At 69.6% G+C, this 20515-nt stretch carries 11 protein-coding genes; 4 read left to right on the plus strand and 7 right to left on the minus strand.

Features of this window, described 5'->3' with window-relative positions; translation table 11 throughout:
- Positions 1-16 precede the first annotated feature (16 nt).
- From ABH926_RS12195 to ABH926_RS12225, 7 genes are read right to left on the minus strand one after another with little or no spacing between them, the layout of a single operon-like run.
- The gene (locus ABH926_RS12195; RefSeq protein WP_370365584.1) at positions 17-1594 is read right to left on the minus strand and encodes an Ig-like domain repeat protein; all 1578 of its coding nucleotides are present in this window, start codon (positions 1592-1594) and stop codon (positions 17-19) included.
- Between the two features lie 56 nt (positions 1595-1650).
- Complete coding sequence (locus tag ABH926_RS12200; protein ID WP_370365585.1) at positions 1651-2649, minus strand: hypothetical protein; 999 nt, start codon at positions 2647-2649, stop codon at positions 1651-1653.
- Complete coding sequence (locus ABH926_RS12205; RefSeq protein ID WP_370365587.1) at positions 2646-5486, minus strand: hypothetical protein; 2841 nt, start codon at positions 5484-5486, stop codon at positions 2646-2648. The genes ABH926_RS12200 and ABH926_RS12205 overlap by 4 nt, the downstream gene beginning before the upstream one ends.
- Positions 5483-7195: a phosphate ABC transporter substrate-binding protein PstS gene (locus ABH926_RS12210; RefSeq protein WP_370365588.1), complete on the minus strand. Its 1713-nt coding sequence runs from the start codon at positions 7193-7195 to the stop codon at positions 5483-5485. Before ABH926_RS12210 ends, ABH926_RS12205 begins: the two co-directional genes overlap by 4 nt.
- Positions 7192-8499 carry a PstA family ABC transporter permease gene (locus ABH926_RS12215; protein ID WP_370365589.1) on the minus strand — a complete coding sequence of 436 codons (1308 nt, stop codon included), beginning with the start codon at positions 8497-8499 and terminating at the stop codon, positions 7192-7194. Before ABH926_RS12215 ends, ABH926_RS12210 begins: the two co-directional genes overlap by 4 nt.
- A 1-nt stretch (position 8500) precedes the next feature.
- The gene (pstC, locus tag ABH926_RS12220) at positions 8501-9610 is read right to left on the minus strand and encodes a phosphate ABC transporter permease subunit PstC (RefSeq protein ID WP_370365590.1); all 1110 of its coding nucleotides are present in this window, start codon (positions 9608-9610) and stop codon (positions 8501-8503) included.
- Positions 9607-10005, minus strand: a complete 399-nt coding sequence (locus ABH926_RS12225; protein WP_370365591.1) for a hypothetical protein — start codon at positions 10003-10005, stop codon at positions 9607-9609. The genes pstC and ABH926_RS12225 overlap by 4 nt, the downstream gene beginning before the upstream one ends.
- A 416-nt stretch (positions 10006-10421) precedes the next feature.
- Here ABH926_RS12225 and ABH926_RS12230 point away from each other — a divergent pair, with 416 nt between their 5' ends.
- From ABH926_RS12230 to ABH926_RS12245, 4 genes are all read left to right on the plus strand, one after another.
- Complete coding sequence (locus ABH926_RS12230) at positions 10422-11081, plus strand: SMI1/KNR4 family protein (protein WP_370365592.1); 660 nt, start codon at positions 10422-10424, stop codon at positions 11079-11081.
- Positions 11082-11504: 423 nt separating this feature from the next.
- Positions 11505-11750 (plus strand): IPT/TIG domain-containing protein, encoded by a 246-nt coding sequence (locus tag ABH926_RS12235; protein ID WP_370365593.1) that lies wholly within the window; start codon positions 11505-11507, stop codon positions 11748-11750.
- An 870-nt stretch (positions 11751-12620) separates the two neighbouring features.
- A complete protein-coding gene (locus ABH926_RS12240; RefSeq protein WP_370365594.1) occupies positions 12621-20036 on the plus strand; it encodes an RHS repeat-associated core domain-containing protein in 7416 nt (2471 codons plus the stop codon).
- Positions 20037-20040: 4 nt separating this feature from the next.
- Positions 20041-20358: a hypothetical protein gene (locus ABH926_RS12245; RefSeq protein WP_370365595.1), complete on the plus strand. Its 318-nt coding sequence runs from the start codon at positions 20041-20043 to the stop codon at positions 20356-20358.
- Positions 20359-20515: the final 157 nt, after the last annotated feature.

Raw genomic sequence — 20515 nt, forward strand, 5'->3', positions numbered from 1 at the left:
CGATGGTTCGGGTGCTTCAGATGACGGTCAGCGTCAACGTGCTCTGATACGTACCGGCCGTGGTGGTGGTCGGGACGTTCAGCGCAAGCGACGCACCGATCTTCGCGGTGCCCAGGCCCGCGCCGGCGGACGCCGACACCAGGGTCCGGGACTGCGACAGGCCGGCGTTGCCGTTGTCGGAGGCGGCGACGCCGTTCGCCGGGGCGACGGACGGGCCGATGGTCAGGGTCTGGCCCGCCGAGCCGGTCGGCTGGCCGGGCGTCCACCCGAGGTTCTCCGCGCTGATCTGGACCGAGCCGCCGGACTGGGAGAACGCCGTGGCCAGGCCGGAGGCGGTCCAGCCGGGGTTGCCCGCGCGGTTGTCCGTGACGGTCACCGTCTCCAGCGAGCCGGAGGTGGTGAACAGGGTGCCGCTGCTGTTCAGCACCGGGTCCGGCAGGGCGACCTGGCCGGTCGGCACGCTGATGTTCAGCGAGCCCGCGTCGACCGTCGTGGTGATGGTCTCCGTCGCGGTCGGGGGGACGTACTTGGTGACCGTGAACGGGACCGCCGGGGAAGCGGAGGGGCCGTAGGCGGTCGTGTTGGTGGGCGTGAAGGAGGCCGACAGGTTGTGCGAGCCCAGCGCCAGGGTGGTGGTGTTGAACACCGCGGAGCCGTTGCTGACGGCGGCCGTGCCGAGCGAGGTGGTGCCGTCCAGGAAGGTGATGGAACCCGCGGCGCCGGCCGGCTGGACGCTCGCCGTCAGGTTCACGTTGCCGCCCTGCACCTGCGCCGAGCCCGGCGTGGTCACCAGCGAGGTGGTGGTGGACACCGGGCCGGCCTGGTTGACGACGTACGTGGACGCCGCCGAGGTCGAGCTGGAGAAGTTCGCGTCGGTGGACGTGAACGCGGCGGTGATGGAGTGCGTCCCGACCGCCAGCGAGCTGGTCTGGTAGCTGGCCGTCCCGCCGTTCACCGCGACCGGGGCCGCGTTGACGGCGGTGGTGCCGTCGAAGAACGTGACGGTGCCGGCGGCCGCCGGGTTGACCGTCGCGGTCAGCGTGACCTGCGAGCCGAAGCTCACCGGGCCGGCCGGGGCCAGGCCCAGCGTGGTCGCGGTCGGCGTGCTGGACGCCGAGCTCCACGCGGTCTCACTGGTGAAGGTCAGCTGGCCGGAGTAGTCCGCGCCGACCGTGTTGCCCAGCGCCGGGATGCACTGGACGTCGATCGTGTACGGCGTCGAGCCGGACGGGTTCGGGTCCAGCTTGGTGACCGCGTAGTTGGTCGCCAGCTGGCGCAGGTTGTTGGAGATGGCGATCGAGTAGCCGTTGCCGTTCGCCGCGAGCACGGAGACCGGCTCCTTGTTGACGGCGACGGCGTTGGCCGGGAAGGTGCCACCGGAGATCGTGGCGTCGATGTACGTGTCGTTCGCCGGGCAGGTGCCCGAGGTGTTCACGTTGAAGACCGACGTGTCCGCGCCGGAGCTCGGCGAGAACGTGATGGTGCCGGTGGAGGCGGCCGAGGCGGTGGCGGTGCCGAGCACCGTCATCGCACCGATCGCCGTGGCGGTCGCAACCGCGGTCGCCGCGTAGCGGGCGAACCTGGTGCTGAACAAGGTGCTTCTCCTATCTGTACACGTGGTGCGGGACGTGAGCGGCCGGACGGCCGTCACTACGGGGCGGTAACGTTCGTGGTGCTACCGCAGTCGGGGGCGACGCTGAAGCCGTACTTCGTGATCGTCGAGACGTCGGTGCAGACCAGCGACTGGTTGCTGACGAAGGTGGTGCTCCACGGCGCCGTCGAGGTGTCGGCGGTCGGGATCACGTTGTAGACCTCGCGGGTGACCGGGAAGGCCGAGTTGATCTGCTGGGCCGCGACCCCGCCGATGGCGCCCAGGACCGCGGAACCGCGCACGTCCTGGATGGTCTGCGACTCCTCGGCGTCGTAGGACGCGATGGAGAACGGGATGATCGAGGTGTCGGTCAGGACGCGGCCGTCCTGCTCCTCGATCGGCTGGCCGTTGGACTTGTCGGTGATGCAGGGGTACTTGCCCGCGACCACGTCCGCGTCGGCGATGCCCATCTTGCCCTCCCAGAACGAGCGGGTGCCCGATCCGGCCTGCGGCAGCATCGCGGTGATGGCGTAGTTCGGGCCGCTGCCGACCACGGTCGGGTTGCAGGTGTAGATGGACTGCAGCGTGGCCAGGTCCAGGTTGCGCGGGATGGTCGTGTCGGTGCCGGTGATGGCGTAGGTCACGCCGTCCAGCGCGAACGGCACGTACGTCAGCTGCGCGCCGCCGGTGGAGGCCAGGTTCAGGCTGGAGGAGCGGGAGAACTGCAGGCAGCCGTCCTTGGCGGCCAGCGAGGCCAGCAGCGCGGTGCGCCCGGCCGTGGAGCCGTTCGGGCGGGCGATGGCCTGGCAGGCCGCGGCGGACTGGGTGGCGATGGTCGCCGAGCCGGTGGCGTCGTAGGAGCCGAGGACCTTGGTGCCGTTGATGGTGAGGTCGTTCGACAGCGCGTTCATCACCGGGGTGGTGGTGTCCGAGCCGACTCCGGCCAGCTGCCGGTACTGCGGGGAGCCGCTCGGGTCGGCCTGCGCCGCGCCGGCCGCGCCGAGCACGAACAGCCCGACCGCGCCGATGACGGCGATCTTCTTCGCCTTCTGATTCACTGCCCTGTTCCCTTCGAGGGGGACGGTTCCTGGGACGGGTTCGTCTCAGGACTCTCAGAGGTGTCGCCGGCGGCGTCCGGATCGTCGGGGTCGTCCGGGGCGTCGTCCGGCTCATCGGGATCGTCCGGGTCGCCGTCGCCGTCGCCGTCGCCGTCGGTCTCGGAACCGGCCTCGGACCCAGCCTCCGACTCGGCCTCGGCCTCCGGGCCGGCCGCCGCCGTCTGCCGTGCCGCGCGCAGCAGCCCGGGGCCGACCAGCACGCTCGCCCCGGCCGCCAGCAGGCAGATCAGCACGACGTAGCGGATCGTGCCGATCGGCACGGCGGGCGTCGGCCCGGCCGAGGCGGCCAGGTCGGCCGCCGGCATCGTGCCCTGCACGACCACCGCGGGCCCGGGACCGGTCGGCTTCGGCAGCGGCGGGTGCTGCACCGGGGCGGCCGGCGGTGGCGGGGACGAGGGTGGGTGCGGGGTGACGGCCGGCGCGTGCCGGCTGGAGACCGCGCCGGTCGGCGCCGCCCCGATCGGCGCGGCGTCCGGCACCCCGGCCGCGGTCCGCAGCAGCTTCGCCGCGGCGGCCGTCTGCGCGGCCATGGCGGCGGTCAGCGGGGCGTAGCCGGGCGGGAGGTCTCCCGGGTCCAGTCCCTGGACCTGCCCGGGACCGGCGATGTAGTCCAGCAGGTCGGCGTAGTGCCCGCCGTCGGTCTTCGTCAGCTTGCTGGGCACCGTCGCGGCGTAGGTGATCGTGGTCAACGGGTAGGCGCCGAGGTCGATCGCGTTCGGGTTCGGGACCACCACCCTCGGCGCGCCCGGACTGGGCTGCGCCGCCGCGGCCCCCTTCAGCAGCGCGTCGGTGGTCGGCGCGACACAGTGCGCGTCGAGGTCGCCCGAGGGCTGCTGCCCGGGCGGCAGCAGCGGATCGGGCAACCCGGCCTTGTCGTCGCACAGCTCCGCGGTCGGCAGGCCGTAGCGCGCGGTGGTTGGCGCGTCGGCGAGGACCAGGATGGCGACCTGGCCGTCCGGCTGCGGCGGCGTCGGGCCCCAGGAACCGATGTCCGCGCTGTTCGGGCTCCATGTGACCCGCAGGCCCAGGCTGCCCTTGGTGGCGTTGAGGACGCCGTCGTGCATGGTGACCGGGTACGGGTGCAGAGCCAGGCCGCACAGCGCCACCTGCTGGTTGTGCGTGCCGGCGTGCGAAGGGTCCTGATACACCGTGGGCCGGCAGTAGGGGTCGGTCGTCGGGAAGTCCTCGATCGGGAGCTGCGTCCGGAGGTAGTTCGGGTTCACGGTCATGCCCGTGAAGCCGCGCTGGCCGTACTTCCCGGCGTTGTCCGGGACCCCGCTGAGGAATTCGGCCGCCATCGGATCGTTCTTGAGCCAGGTCCACAGCTCGGTGTAGGCGTCGGCGTTCCCGAACGGCACCACCACCGACGGGATCCCGCCGGCGAAACTCAGGCCCTTGAATCGCGGGTTCAGCGTCAGGAACTCCGGGTCCACGGTCAGGTCCCGCGGATTGTTCGCCGCCAGGTCCGAAGCGGCGCCCTCAGCTGTGCCCACCGAGGAGTCGACGCCCCAGCGGTAGGACTGCGTGACCAGCTTCGCCACCAGCCTGGCGTTGAGGTTCAGCCGGGTGAGCTGCACGCCGTTCTGGGCCGCGAGCGGGTTCGGTGGCTGCCCCGGTGGCGGGACGACCGCCTGGCTTTGGATATAGAAGGAGATCGTCAGTCCGGAGATCGCGGCCGGTGCGTACAACATCGTCGGCTGTGGCGTCCCCGGCGTCGGGGCGACCGGATTCGAGACGAACTGGAAGCCGGGCAGCGGAGAGGCCAGCTGTTGGCGCGCGGCGTCACCGCCGATCTGCGAGAAACTGAACGGGGCCTTGGGATTCTTCGCGCACAGCCCCGGCTCCCAGCTCTTGACCGCCTCGGCCAGCATCTCGTCGCCGCCGATCTGCACCTCGTTCGCGCCGATGGCGCACGCGGAGGCCGCGGGCTGGAAGGTCAGCTGGAAGACGATCCGGTTCGCCCAGTTCGTCGGCGACAGCGGCGAGGTCTGCAGGACGACGTTGGTGCCGTCGACGACCGTCTTGCCGTCCGCCTCCAGGGTGCCCCGGGGCACGATGACCAGCCAGCACGGCTCGATCCTGGTGCCGCCCGGCGCCGTCGGGTCGGTGACCGGCTGCCCGCAGCCCAGCGCCGGCGACTCGCGGACGGTGTCCAGCTGGAAGTAGACGTGGCCGGTGCCGTTGGCGTAGGTCCGGGCGTACGGGATCTCGTCCGTGTTCGAGCTGTCGAAGGACGTCGCGATGTTCGACGGGTCCTTGGTCGGCGCGGGCGGCACGTACGCGGACGTCGGCGCCGTCGTCGGGGCCGGGACGAAATCCTCGTACTCCTGGTTGGGGTCGTCGGCGATCCCGGGAGGTAGCAGCGGATCGGGGAGCTGGGGATTGTTCAGCCGCCGCGTCGTCGGGCCGCCCAGCGTGGTCCCGCCGAACTCGCACTGCGTGGCGTCCGGGCCGGTCGGCTCGTCGCCCCAGCACTGCATGATCTGGAGGTAGTCGGCACCGAAGTTCGTGTTGTTGTTCAACGGAAGCGTCGTCGGCGCGCCGGTCCAGCTGATGCCCACGGCCTCGTTGATCAGGTTCTGGGTCTTGTCGACCGTCACCGCCATGCCGCTGAAGGCGCCGGTGCCGTCCTTGGTCTGGGACGAGCTCGCGTCCTGCGCCGCGCTCGACAGCGGCCCGGCGGCGGCGTGCTGGGCCGGTCCGGCGAGCAGGCCGGACACCGCCACACAGATGGCGAAGACCCCTGAGATGGTGCGGGAGACGGCGACGGCCCTCATGATCGGCGCCCCTTTCGAAGGCGGGACACCAGAGGCGGGCCGAACACCGTCGTGAGAAGCAGAATCGCCGCCGCGGTCGCGAGGTAGGCGCCGAGCGAGCCGCCCAGCGAGTTGCCGACCGTCACCGGCACCGCGGCGGCGTCGGCGTCGTCGAGCGAGACCGGGGCGGAACTCGGCGGGAGCGGGACCGTGATGACGTTGCTCGTCGAGCTCGGGTGCGCGGACGGATTGGCCTTGCCCCCGGCGCTCGCGGTCGGTCCGCCGGCGGGCCCTCCCGTCGTTCCGCCGCTGCCGCTCCCGGAATCGCCGCCGGAGCCGCCGCCGGAGCCTCCTGACGAGCCGCCGCCGGAGCCGCCGCCCGATCCGCCACCGCCGCCCGGGATCGCGGTGACCCCGTCGGCCGCGCACTGGGTGGCGCCGGCCTTGTCGCAGGACGGCGGGTTCGGCGCGGTCGCCACCAGGGTGTTGACCCCGCTGGTGGAGAACGTGGGGTTGTTGCAGGAGGAGATCACGATGTTCTGCACGACCGCGCCGGGGATCTTCTTGATCTGGTTGAAGCCGGCCTGCACGAGGTTGATCGGCAGTGGCGAGTAGCCCAGTGGCGCCATCGTGCTCTGGCCTTGGCACAGCAGGTAGTAGTCGAAGGCGCTCAACGTCACGCCCTTGGCCGTGTTGAACGGCGGGGCGGTGGACAGCGGGACGATCATGTAGCTGTAGCTGGACAGCGGGTAGGTCCGCGGATCGGAGTACCCGTAGACCTGCGAGAGCTTCTCGGTCAGGTACTGCGTGGGATCCGAGGCGTCCTGGTTGATCTGGGCCTGCGTCAGGGACACCGCGACGTTCGAGGCGGTCGGCAGCGTGTAGTAGCCGTCCGCGTTGAGCATCTTCGCGACCGGGAAGCCGGACTGGATCGCGTAGGAGTACTCGGTGTACGTGATCGCGCCTTCGGAGGTCGGCTGCGCGACGTAGCCGGCGACGCCGGAGTCCAGCGACTGCGAGATGAAGGCGGATCCGGCCGGCGCCGGCGGGAAGAACGAGGTCGATCCGCAGTGCGGGGAGACCACGCGGCCCGCCGCGGAGCAGAACGAGTCCCACAGCGACGGGTACTCGGCGGCCATCCATGCCGTCAGCTGCGCGGTCGTGCCGGAGCCGTCGGTGCGCACGACCGGGATGATCTGCCGGGCCGGCAGCGTCAGACCCGGGTTGGTCTTCGCGATCGCCGGGTCGTTCCAGGTGGTGATGGCGCCGGTGAAGATCTTCGCGATGGTCTGGCCGTCCAGCCGCAGGTTCGTCACGCGGTGGCCGCCGATGTCCAGGTGGTACATGAACGCCGTGCCGCCGGCGACCACCGGCATGTAGGCGAACGGCTTGTCCGGCAGGACGTCCAGGGTGCCGTTGTCGACCGAGCCGTAGGGGATGTCGGAGATCGCGAAGTCGACCGTGGCCGGGTCCGCCTTGAACTGGTTGCGGCCGTCGGAGGAGCCGGAGCCGGTGTAGCTGACCTGCATGCCGTACTGGGCGACGTCGCTGGTCCACTGGTTGACCGCGTTCTCGGCCCAGGTGGATCCGGCGCCGGCGATCGGCGCGTACTGCGTCGCCCCGGCGGTCGGCGGCGTGGCGAGCTGCGAGCCGAGCAGCCCGAGGGCGGCCGCGAGCAGCAGGACTCTGCCGCGCGGCGATCGACGGCGCCGCGGGTGGAGGCGGTTCATGACGATGGCTCCATCGGGTCGGTCCGGTCGGTCGGCGCCGGGTCGAAGCCGATGGCCGCCAGGCCGGTCGGCTCGACGGCGGTGGTGCCGACGGCGGTGGTGTCGAAGGCGGTCCGGCGTGCCAGGAAGCGTTCCTGGACCCGCTGCGACGCCAGCGTGCGGCGCCGCAGCTGCCGCCGGCTCAGCTGGCCGGCCCCCTTGCCGCCGACCGCGCGCGCGGCGACGAACAGGATGAGCACCAGCAGCATCAGCAGCGCCGCCGCGCCGTATCCGCGGGTGACGTAGTTCGGCTGGCCGGAGGTGACGAGCTTGAACGTGGCCAGCGGCAGCGAGGTCTGCGGGCCCTTGCGCGGGTCGTAGTTCGTGTATTGCGTGTATCCGGCGGTCAGCAGCACCGGCGACGTCTCGCCGATGCCGCGGGCCGCACCCAGGATCACCGCCGTGGCCAGTCCCGACCGCGCCGTCGGGAGCGTGACCCGCAGCGCGGTCCGCCAGCGGCTGGCGCCCAGGGCGTAGGAGGCCTCCTTCAGATGGCCGGGCACCAGGCGGAGCACGACGTCGGAGGCGCGGATGATGATCGGCAGCGTCATCACGCTCAGCGCGAGCGCGGCGGCCAGCCCCGACTTGGGCAGGCCGAGCTCCAGGATGAGCAGCGCGAAGACGAACAAGCCGGCGACGATCGAGGGCAGCGCGGTGGCCGCCGCGGCCACCGTGCGCACCAGGTTCGCCAGGCGGCCCGGGGACTCGTTCATGAACAGGGCGCAGGCGATGCCGAGCGGGACCGTGATGGCCAGGGTGATGGTGATCTGCTCGGCGGTGCCGATCACGGCGTGCCGCAGGCCGCCGATCGAGATCGGCTGGACCGGGCCGGCCACGCGCAGGTCCTGCGTGTAGAAGTTCAGGTGGGTCAGGGACTTCATGCCGCCCCAGATCGGGAAGCCGACGATCAGGACGAGGACGACGGCCACCAGGATCGCGATCGAGTGCGTCACCACGGCCATGAGCCGGTCGCGCAGGATCGGGCCGCTCTCGTCCGTCCAGACCAGGACGGCATAGCAAGCGAGGAACAGCGGATAGCACAGGACGACGAAGCCCAGCGGGCCGGAGAACGGCGCGAACCAGTGGCTGATCAGCACGGTCAGACTGATGGCCGCGGCGGCCGCGCCGAGGAGGGCGAACACCGCGTCGGGTTTCAGGCGGTGGACGCGGCGGACGCGTTCGGGCGGGCCGTCGTACTCCGACGGCGGTTCCGGCGGCACGGTCGTCACAGCGTCCTGGGCTTCCAGGACCTCGGTGGTCGTCATGTCAGCCGCTGTCCCTTCCGGACCGGCTGCGCGCGATGATCGCCGACGCCGCCAGGTTGATGACCAGGGTGAGGAGGAACAGCACGAGCCCGGCGGCCATCAGCGCGGACAGCTCGAAGGGCGTCGCGGTGCCGTAGTGCGCGGCGATCAGCGCCGCCACCGAGCTGGCACCGGCCTGCAGGATGTGCGGCTGGATCCGGAACACCAGCGAGATGATCATGTAGACCGCGATCGTCTCGCCGAGCGCGCGGCCCAGGCCCAGCATCGCGCCGCCGATCACGCCGCCCCGGCCGAACGGCAGCACGACGGTGCGGATCATGCCCCACCTGGTCGCGCCCAGCGCGTACGCGCCCTCGCGTTCGCCCAGCGGCGCCTGCGAGAACGACTCGCGCATCATGGAGCTGACGATCGGCGTGATCATCAGCCCGACCACGGTCCCGGCGATGAAGGTCGAGGCGGTGTAGACGGTCAGCGGCGCCAGCGGATCGTGCACCCGCGCGCCGGTGACCCGGAACCCCGGGATCCAGGCCAGATACGTCGCCATCCAGTGCGCCACCCCGACCGCCCGGTGTTCCAGGAACAGGAAGCCCCACAGCCCGTAGACCACGCTCGGCACCGCGGCCATCAGGTCGATCAGGCTGGTGAAGAACGGCTTCAGGCGCGGCGGGGCGTACTCGGAGATGTAGAGCGCGACGCCGAAGGCCAGCGGGACCGCGATCACGATCGCGACCAGCCCGATGAGCACCGTCCCGGTCAGGATCCCGGCCACGCCGAACTTGGACGCGCCGCCGCTGCCGTTGCCCGGCGACCAGGCCGCGGTGGTGAGGAAGCCGGACCCGGCCACGTGCAGCGCCTGCGACGCCCGGGTGCCGAGGAAGCCGCCGATGACGGCGATGATCGTCAGGACCAGGATGCCGCTGCCGGCCAGCACCACGAGGAAGACCCGGTCCCCGCCGCGGGCCTTGAGGCGCACCGCGCGCGGCGGTTCGGCACCGGCCGCCGGCGGCAGGTCGACGACGTGCGTCGCGGCCGCCGCCGGTGTTCCGAGACCGTCTGCCGACCACCCGCTATCCACGGGCCGGCCGGCAGGCGGGCTGAACTGTTCGGTCATGCTAAGCACACCCGGCCGCGCTCGTCCCGTGTTCGGGCGGGCGCGGGCAACTCGGCGAGCGGAACGGATTCCAAGAAGTGCGCGAGGTTGTAGAGGTTCTCGCGTCCCCGCAGGTACGTACGCGCCGACCGCGCGACCACGACGTTGTCGATCTCCAGCCGCCAGGTACGCCCCCCGGTCTCGGCGGCGACGCCGAGTACGGGCAGCGCGTCGGCGATCCGCTCCCGCAGGAACAGAACGGCGGCGTACCCGGTCTCGAAATCCACGAAGCCCTCGGGCGCCCGCCCCAGAACCCGGTTGTTCCCCCCGACCAGCCGCCACGCCGGGAGCGCTGCCGACCCCGGCCCGGCGTGCGCGGCCGGCAAAGGCGCGACGTGAAAGCGAGTATGTGCCATGAGCCCGATACCTCCCCCACATCCGACAAGGACCGGACGCCGGAGAGATTCAGCAGTCCCGACGTCCGCGAACACTAGTTCCGTGCAGGCCGAAGGTCCCAGCCCACTGCGACATAGCGGAGTCTGAGGTGTTAACGCCGGACATGGCGCGCCCAAACCGCAGGCATTCGCAGCTCTCTGACCTTGGATGATTCACAGCGCCTCGCCGGTGACGCACCGTAATGGCAAACGGGTCCGGACTCACCCGCTTTATCGACGGCTTTGCGGTCCGGCACCGGTTCGCGGGCGTGGAAAGGTAATTCACGGCACCTTGATCCCGCCCCGCTGTATCGTCGGCGCTCGAACAAACGACGGAGAGGAGCGGCGACATGACCCAAGACTTCAACTGGTCGGGTGTCCGAGACAGAGTCTCGGCAGTGCGCCGTTCACACGGGGCCCCGAAGATATTCGGCTCCACAGGCCGGTCCGGCCACGGATTCGCGCTCGCCGACCCGCTGACAGAGGCCGAAGTCACCGAGGCCGAGTCGCAGTTCGGCGTGGAGTTCCCGGCCGAGTACCGCGAGTTCCTCCTGAATGTCTCCGCCGGCGGAGCCGGACCGCACTACGGCCTGGCAATCCTTTCCCGCGGCGGGGATTCACGCTGGGACTGGGACTGCACGGCCGCCGATCCGGTCAAACCGGACCGGCTCGGGCAGCCGTTCGGCGGCGAGCCGGCCGTCGCCGCGGCGATCTCGGCACTGGACGCGCACGACGCCGTCGAACCGAACCGGACCGACTTCCCGGCCGGCGGCTACGAAGCGGCCCGCGCGCGCTGGATCCAGGACGACGACGCGCTGTTCGACGAACTGGTCCCGCTCCCCGGCGTGGTCGCCGTCGCCCACCACGGCTGCGGATATCTGGACTGGCTGGCCATGACCGGCCCCGAGCGGGGGAGCATCTGGACCGACGGCCACGGCAACGGGCTGTATCTCCAACGGACCCGTTCCGCCGACGGTCGGCCATTGGGCTTCTTCACTTGGTATATGGCCTGGCTGGAAGCGTCGGAAGCCGCGCTCCAGCGGTCCGGGCAAGAGTGAAAGACATTTCCGGGACCGCACAAACAAGCCCCTGGCCAGGAACTCCCGGTCAGGGGCTGTGATGTGTGGAGGGTGAAGGATTCGAACCTTCGTAGCTTTCGCGACGGATTTACAGGGGGTTGATGTACCACCCGTGAACTGAGGCGGAGCATAGCTGAGACCCTATTTTGACGCAGAGCTAGGCTCGACTGGTGAGAATCCTGGCACTACCCGCGGTGGCTTGACATCAAGGCTTAGTTCATGCTTGCTTACCCGTGCTTACCGGCCTACTTGTGTTGCAGCGTGTCCCAGATGCAAGTACCTCGTCGCCTTCGCTCGTCTCAGAGCACGGTTCGCATTTCGACGTCTGATCTGCTGTTGCCCATTCGCGTCGTGCGAGCGCGGTTCGGCGGTGTTGGCCGCGTCGCTTGGTTGGCTGGTCTGGTGAGTGAGCACACCCGGGAGCCCATCACCCGCGGAAGCGCGAGTGTGGCGATCCCAAGCAACACCACCACCACGTCGGTCACCATCGGTGGCGCCGTCGCGTCGTTCTCGGGCGTCAACGACACCGAACTGGTCGTCGTCACCCCGCCCGGGACCGCCGGGGCGGCCGACATCGTGGTCGGCACCGCAGGCGGATCCGCCACGCTCACCGGCGGCTTCACCTACGTGGCCGGCCCCGGCATCTGATGTGCGCGCCGTAGTCCGGTAGTCCAACGGGTCGCGGCCCACTTACCCCTGCGGGGCAGAGGCCGAATCGCCTCCGCCCCGCAGGGCGCCTGCGTGGTCCAAAAGCCCTGCTATAGGGTCTCACCTGCGTGAATACTGCCGGATGGCGGGGCCGGGTAGGGGATGATGGCACTCGTATCTCCGCGTCTGGTCTACCTTCTGTTCTGCCGGATAGCTTCATGGCTGGTGTTGTTGGGTCGCAGCAGCGTGGCCAAGGACGTCGGAGCTGCTCGGCATGAGGTGGCGGTCCTGCGCCGGGCCAATTCGAAGCCGCGCCTGGACTGGGCCGACCGTGCGCTGTTCGCGGCGCTGATCCGCCTGCTGCCCAGACATCTTCGCGCCCACCGGCTGGTCACCCCGGGCACTGGGCTGCGCTGGAATCGGCGGCTGGTCGCTGCCAAGTGGCGCCCGCCCCGAACCGGGGCGACGGCCCGACCTGGTGAACGTTCCCGCGGGCTCAAGCCGCGACGATCCTGGCCACCGACTTCTTCCAAATCGAGACGGTCACGCTCAAGCGGCTGTACGTGCCCTTCGTCCTGGAACTCGGCACCAGGCGGGTAACGGCTCCCGAGCTCGGCGAGCCACGCGCGGCGTTCGTACGGGCCGCTGGAGCGATCACCGTCAGGCTCCCGGCGACAGCCCCGGCAAAGGATTTCCAAAATATCAGAGCCCTGACTTGTGTCCACTCGATCACTCCTTGTTAGCCTGCTGGTGGTTCGACACATCAGGACTGCCGTCGCGTGACGAACGCGGCAGGACTTCGGGGGGATTCACATGGGGGCTCGTCGTTCTCCTTCTTCACGTTCGGGACGGTCCCACCGTCGCGCGATCGTGCCGTGGACGCTCGCGGCGACGCTCGCCGCGACCACACTGACCGGCATGTCGTCGGGGTCCCGGGCCGGTGTGGCGCCGGGCTCGGCGGCCAAGTGGCGCCCGCACGCGGCGGTCGCCGAACCGTCGGTCCCGGGCCACAAGACGCCTGGCAGTCCGGCGGCGCAGCCCAAGAAGCCCGCCGTGACTCCGGCGGTACCGCCGGCCTGGCCGGCGGCGGCATCCGCCGACGTGATCCTGCCCGCACCCGATACACCCGCCGCCGTGCACCCTTCCGGCCTGCCGGTGTCGTTGTCGCTCGGGCCTGTTGCCAACGCGGCGAGCAGGACGCCCACCCAAGTCTCTGTCCACGTAGCGGTCGCGGACCACGCAGCAGCAGAGCGGGCCGGAGTCGCAGGCGTCATCTTGTCCGCAGGACGCACGGATTCCGCCACCGGAGCGGCCCCGGTGGCGCTGGCCGTCGACTACAGCGGCTTCGGCACCGCGTTCGGCGGCTCGTTCGCCGACCGGCTGCGCCTGGTCGCGTTGCCGGCGTGTGCCCTGACGACTCCCAGCCAGGCGGCCTGCCGGACCCAGACGCCGATCGCCTTCACGAACAGCCGCGCTGCCAAAACGCTGAACACGACCATAGCCCTGCGAAGCGCAGCAGCGGCCCACGCCCTGGTCCTGGCCGCGACATCAGCACCGTCAAGTGGCAACGGCGACTACACCGCGACCCCGCTGAAGGCCTCGGACACCTGGACCGTCACGAACGCTGGCTCGTTCTCCTACTCCTATCCGATGACCGCGCCACCGTCGTTGGGCGGAGCAGCACCGCAGCTGGGCATGAACTACTCCTCATCGACGCTCGACGGCCAGACCGCGAACGCCAACTCCCAGGGCTCGCAGATCGGTGACGGCTGGGACGCCGGAGCCGGCTACATCGAGCGCTCCTTCACCTCCTGCGCCAAAGTCCCCGGCGCTCCCGCCTCCTGGAAGGAGGTCGGCGATGTCTGCATGGGCATCCCGAACGCGACCGTGTCCCTGGCCGGCCACTCGGGTGAGCTCGTCCACGACGACGCCACCGGCACCTGGCGCCTGTCCGGCGACGACGGCTCCCGCGTGGAGGAGCTCACCGGCGCCGCCAACGGCGACCCGGCGGACAACAACGCCTACTGGCGCCTGACCACCACCGACGGCACCCAGTACTACTTCGGCGCCAACCGTCTGCCCGCCGCGGCAGGCGGTACCGGCACGGACGCGCCGACGTACTCGGCGTGGGGCGAGCCGGTGTTCGGTACTGGCGCCGGCACCACCTGCAACGACCCGACCGCACCGGGCGTGGACCCGAACGCGTGCCGTGCCGGCTGGCGCTGGAACCTGGATTTCGTCGTCGACCCGCACGGGAACATCATCCGCTACGACTACTTGCGCGAGTACAACTTCTACACGCACGCCGCGACCGGCAACCTGGTGCAATACACCTCGGCGGGCTATCTGTCGCAGATCGAGTACGGCTTCCGCACTCCGGACGTGGCCGCGGGACTGCCGCCGGCAGAACGGGTGGACTTCGCTCTGGTCCCGCGATGCATCTTCGACGACGGACCCATCACTTGCCCGTCGGCCCTGACCACCCCCGGCCCCGGCCTGGTGTCAGCGGGCATCACCGATGCGAACGACGCGGCGTTCCGCGACGTCCCCGCCGACCAGATGTGTGCCGCCACCGGCCCGTGTGGCAACGTCGCCCCGACGTTCTTCCAGACCGCACGGCTGGCCTCGGTCACCACCCGGGTGCGCGTCAACGGCACCTTCACCCCGGTCGACGCCTGGGAGACCGAGCAGCACTGGGAGATCCCCGACTCCGGCGACGTCGCCCTGGAGATGGACGCGGTCACTCACACCGGCCTGTCAGGGGGCCAACACACCCAACTGCCGGATGTGACCTTCTCCTACCAGTTCTTCGACAGCCGCGCGAAGATCTCCCCCGTCTACACCTCGCAGGGCCCGTCCTCGTCGGCCCGCCTGACCCAGGTGGACGACGAACTCGGCGGCGACATCCGAGCCACCTACGACACCGCTGCCTATCCGTGCACCGGCGCCGCCCCGCCGGTGGACGCCAACCACACGCTGTGCTTCCCGGAGTACTGGGTCAAGCCCGGCGACACCACACCGTCCCTGGACTGGTTCAACAAATGGGTGGTCACTCGCGTCCAGACCGACGACGACACGAAACTGTCCGGCGCCGCGGGCCTCGGCTCGGCCTCGTCTGTGGTCAGCGACTACTCCTATCCGTCGGCCCCGGCGTGGCACTCCGACGGCTCGGAGCAGACGCAGAAGGAGTACCGCACCTTCGACCAGTTCCGTGGTTTCGGCACCGTGGTAGCGGTCACCGGCGGCCAGATCGACCCGAACGCCCCGTCCAAGGGCGTCTTCAACACTCTGAACACCAAGACCGTCACCACCTATCTGCGCGGCATGGACCAGGACCCGAATCTGGCCGGCGTGGCGGCGCCGGCGACCGTCACCGACTCGCGCGGCCAGTTCCCGAACACGGTTGACGACAACGCCCTGGCCGGTGTCGTCCTCGAGACCCAGACCTTCGAGTCCGCCGACGCCGACGCGCCGGTGTTGTCAGACGTGATCTCCCATCCGGTGCTGTCGGCACCGACCGCCGTCCACAAACGGATCGACACCCTGCCGACGCAGCGCGCCCGGTTCCAACACACCGGCACCACCCTCAGCTATGCCCAGGTGACCACCGGGACGCGGCGCACCGAGACCAACTTCACCTTCGACGACAGCCTGCCGACCTTCACCGGCTCCATCGCCTCCGGCGGCAACGGCCGCCAGATCGCCGCGTTCGACCAGGGCGACGGTACCGTGCCGCGGTTGTGCACCCGGACCTGGTACGCCAACAGCGGCGCCGTCGCCTCGGCGGAGGTTGCTCAGCGCAGCGGCCTGGCCGATCTGGTCACCACCGACGTCATCCCGGCCGGCGGCTCGTGCACATGGACCCCGACGCCGCCGCAGGCGGGTACGGCGACCGCGCAGATCACCGGTACCCGAACGTACTTCGACGGCAATCCGCTCGGTGACGGCTCCGGGCCTGGAAACGCCACGAAGACCGAGGTCGAATCCGCCAACGACGGCGGCGGGAACGCCACCTGGATCACCAAGGCCTCCATGCCCGCCGCGGCGTTCGACGTCTATGGCCGGCCACTGCAGGCGATCGACGCCGACGGAAACATCACCGCCACCGCCTACACACCGGCCGATCACGCGCTGCCCACCTCGGTGGCGGTGACCGCGCCGGACCCGGCCACCGGCGCCGTCGGGTCGTGGGCTCCGACACTGACGACGCTGGATCCCGGGCGCGCGCAGCCGCTGACCGTGACCGACACCAACGGCCACAAGACGACCATCGGCCATGACGGGTTGGGCCGCACCACCGCGGTGTGGCGGCCGGATCGGGCGACATCAGCCAGCCCGGACATCGCATACTCCTACTTCCTCGCCGGGCCCGGCGGCACCGATCCGTCGTTCGTGGACACCGACACACTCACCGATGCCGCTGGTGACACGTCGACGTCGTACACGATCGTCGACGGGCTGGGCCGGACGCAGCAGACGCAGACGACGCCGACCGACGGGTCCTCGGGACAGGTGGTGACACAGACCTCTTACGACGCGCTGGGGCGGGCGCACCTGGCTGACGCGCCGTTTTATGACGCGGCGAACACCCCGTCGGGGTCGTTCGTCCAGTACAGCGATCCGACGCAGATCCCGTCGGCCACCCGCACCGACTACAACTTGCCCGCGCATACCGTGACCAGCACCTTGCTGGGTCACAACCAGCCGCTGTGGTCTTCGCTGACGCACACCTGGGGCGCCGACCGTACAGACGTCATCCCGCCCAGCGGCGGCACCGCGACAAGCACAATGACCGACGCCCGGGGCCGCACCACCGCACTGTGGCAGTACCACGCGAACCCGCCGACGGTGAACGGCACGGCCACCGATGCCATGGGTGCCGATGTCACCGGGTACGCCTACGGGTTCAACGGCGACGACACGGCGACTGTCACCGTCACCGACCCGACCGGCAAGAACACATGGACGACCACGACCGACCTGTTGGGTCGGACCATCCGCAACGACGACCCCGACTCGGGCGTCACGAAGAGTACGTACGACAACGCCGGGTTGCAGTTGAGCTCCACCGACGGCCGCGGCATCTCCTTGTACTTCACTTGGGACCATCAGGGCCGCAAGATCGGCGAGTACTCCGCACCAGTCACCGGCACCACCGCCGACCAGGGCAACCAGATCCTCGGCTGGACTTACGACACCGTCCTGAAAGGTCAGCCGAGCGTCTCCACACGGTATGTCGGCGGCTCCGGACCCGGCGGGCTGGCGTACACCAGCGCGATCACGGGCTATGACGTGGCGAACCGGCCGACGGGCAGCCAGGTGTCGATTCCGACCAGCGGCCCGGATGCCGCCTTCGGCGGGGTGTATCAGAGCACGACTGCCTACACGGTGACAGGCCAGGTCGACCACTACACGGTGCCGGCTGTTCCCGCAGCTGGTCTGGCCGCGGACACGATCACTGACAAGTACACGCCGACCGGGGTCTTGAACTCGGCGCGGGGCAGCGGCGGGGACTATCAGGATCTGCTGGACGACTCGGAGGTCTCCCCGTTCGGGGAGGTCACGTCGCAGACGTTGGGCGAGGCTCCCTACCAGGTCGTGACGCAGAACGTTTACGATCAGGCGACGCGGCGGCTGGTGCAGTCGTTCACCGACGCCTCCGCCGGCACCGATGCCGGCGGTACGGTCGTCGGCGACGGCGTGGATCACCGAACCTATACCTACGACCCCGCTGGAAAGCTGACGTCGGCGAACAATGATCAAAGCCCCGGCGGTGGCAGCGGCGTCAATGCCAGCACAACTGACCTGCAGTGTTACAGCTATGACCCGCTGGGTCGGCTACTGCACGCGTGGACCGACAACGCCGGTACGACGCCGGCGCCCAGCCCCACTCCAGGTTCCGGAACCGCAGCCGGCGGCCTTGGGGCCTGTACGAGCGTGGCTCCGACGACCGCTACGACGACAGGGTCCGGGCCCGCTCCGTACTGGCAGGACTTCACCGGTTCCACGCCTGGGATGGCGACGGACTCGATGGGCAACCGGGTCACCGTCACCGACCATGGCATCGGCTCCGGGTCCTCTACCATCCAGACATATGGCGGCTACGCCGAACCCGGCACGCGCAATACGCTGACATCGGGGAGCAGCGTGGCCGGTTCCGGGCCAGGGCCGCACCTGCTGGGTACCGTCACCACGAACGGCGGGGCCGCTGGTACCGACGTCTACGCCTACGACGCTGAAGGGAACACCACGACCCGGCAGGTCGCCGCCGCTCCTGGCACGAACGCCGCCAACCAGACCCTGACCTGGGATACCGAAGGCCATCTGACGCAGGTCGTCGACACAGCCAGCCACGACACCGCGACATACCTGTACGACGCCGGCGGCACACAGCTCATCCGGCGCGACACCGACACCACGACCGGGCAGACCAGCAGCACCCTGTATCTGGGCGCGACCGAGATCCACGTGACCGACGGCAAGACGACTGCCCAGCGCTACTACGCCTTCTCCGGCTCGCCGACCACGATCGTCAACTCCGACGGCACGGTCGCCATCGAGGCCGCCGACGGTCTCGGCACCGGTGACACGACGATCGACGACAGCCCGGGGCATCAGACGCGCGGCCATATCAGCGCCCGCCGGTATACCGAACCGTACGGCGAGGCTCGCGGTACGGCACCGGCGACCTTCGGCGCGTTCCCGGACGACCACACCTTCCTGGGCAAAACCAGCGATGCCGACACCGGGCTGGTGGACGTCGGCGCGCGTAAATACGCCCCGTCCACGGGGCGGTTCATCTCGATCGACCCGGTGTTCTCATCGAGCAGCCCCCAGGCGCTCGGCGGGTACGCATACGCCTCGAACGACCCGATCAACGGCAGCGACCCGAGCGGCCTTGTCGCACAGATGGGTGGCAACGGGGACGTGCCGATGCTGGTCGACAGCAGCGACCAGGCGTACGCGGTCGTCGCCAGCGTCGGGGTCGGGGACTGGAAGAAAGGCGACATCCACCCTTGGATCGTCGCGCCGGCGGATGCCTCGTGGACCAACGCGTTCATCGAGAACTACTACAACGAGCTGGGTCAATGGGTGCCGGGCTGGACCAAGGCCGATACCAGCAACGTCCCGTTCCTCGCCGACGCCGGAACCTTCGGGGCGGTCGCGCAGCAGGCGTGCGGCCAGATCCCGGAGTGCAAGTCCTCGGGCTGGTATTCGCTGTACGAGCAGCAGCGGTGGACCGCGAGCATCGCCGGCGCCGAAGCGGCGTCCGCGGGTCAGGCGGGGCGCGTTGAGGGCGACGCCGAGGTCGGCATCAGCTCCGAGGAGGCCGCGATGATCGCGGCGCAGGACTCGGTGCTGGGTCAGGCGAGCGGCCCGCTGCGCAAACTGATGTCGAAGCTGACGAAGGGCCCTTTGAGGAGCCTCGGCAGCGACGACGAGAGCATCGGCGCCAGCTGCGTGACGCACTCGTTCGCCGGCGGCACGAAGGTCCTCCTGTCCGACGGCGTCTCGGAGCCGATCCAGGACGTCAAGGTCGGCGACGAGGTCGAGAACGCCCAACCCGGCGGCGGCATCGAACACCATCGCGTCGACGAGATCCACAAAACGCTGACCGACAAGGATTTCACCGACCTCACGGTCACCACTCCGACAGGCACCACGACCATTACGGGCACCCAGAACCACCCGTACTACGACCTGACGGCGGGCCGCTTCGTCGACGCCGCTGATCTCTTGCCTGGCGACCGGCTTCAGACGACCGGTGGCGACGTCGTTGTCAGCGTGCTGGCGGTGCGGAACTACACGGCGTCGATGGTGACGTATGACCTCACCATCGACAGTTTGCACACGTACTATGTGGTCGCGGGCGACACGCCGGTGCTGGTCCACAACGCGGGAGGCAAGGGCTGGTGCGGCGGGCCCATCCCGAACACAGGTTTGCCCATCAACGGAGAATACCCGTCTGGCGGGCAGACATCGTTCTACGTCATCCATGATCCGGCGACGGGCGAGATCCTCAAATGGGGGATCACGGACAACGTCTTCACGCGCTACAACGCGACGGACTTCGCAAACTGGACGAATGAATATGGCGGCGACTACCAGATGACGATTCTCAAGAATTTTGACTCGGAAGCCGATGCCGCCGCTGTCGAGTACTATATGACGTCACGGCACCCGGGGCCGGCGAACAAAGAACCCAATGCCGGCTGGATTTCTTCCAGATCAACGACGGGTGAAGACCTGCAGACCGCCCTGAACCTCTTTCCTAGTGGGGGGTAGGCGAGTGTGCCAGTTCAGTCGCGCAACGTTCGAGGCCGGCGAAGTTATTGACGATCCCTCCGAAGACAGACTGTTCATTATGCTCGGCCGGCTGGCGCTTCCGGAAAACTCGAGCCTTGTCATCGAGCCGTGCGAGGGAACTGCGCGATGGTACGTCGTCGTCTCGCTGCTGGGGCCGGATCGCTACGAGCTTGAATTCCGCGACCCCGCGTTTCATGAGCACGAGCTCAGGGAGTCGTCCAGTAAGTCCGAGATCGCCGGAGATGTCACCGGCTGGCTAGCCGAGCGTTTCGGTATCACGGGGATCGGCCGCGGGCGGTAGTCCGTGGCGCAGGCTGGCCGGAATCGCCGACATCACGGCGGAGGAGTGGGCAAGGAAGCCGCGGTTGGGTGGGTGGCGTGGGTCGGTTCTGCCTGCAAGATGCGGCAGGCCGCGTGATTGCTTCGCAGCGGCCATCGCAATGATTACAGCGGTGAGC

The organism is Catenulispora sp. GP43 (assembly GCF_041260665.1).
Classification (GTDB): Bacteria; Actinomycetota; Actinomycetes; order Streptomycetales; family Catenulisporaceae; genus Catenulispora.

Coding starts and splice junctions, on each gene's coding strand:
- ABH926_RS12210 (WP_370365588.1), bottom strand. CDS start 7,195: ATGAACCGCCTCCACCCGCGGCGCCGTCGATCGCCGCGCGGCAGAGTC.
- ABH926_RS12225 (WP_370365591.1), bottom strand. CDS start 10,005: ATGGCACATACTCGCTTTCACGTCGCGCCTTTGCCGGCCGCGCACGCC.
- ABH926_RS12215 (WP_370365589.1), bottom strand. CDS start 8,499: ATGACGACCACCGAGGTCCTGGAAGCCCAGGACGCTGTGACGACCGTG.
- pstC (WP_370365590.1), bottom strand. CDS start 9,610: ATGACCGAACAGTTCAGCCCGCCTGCCGGCCGGCCCGTGGATAGCGGG.
- ABH926_RS12205 (WP_370365587.1), bottom strand. CDS start 5,486: ATGAGGGCCGTCGCCGTCTCCCGCACCATCTCAGGGGTCTTCGCCATC.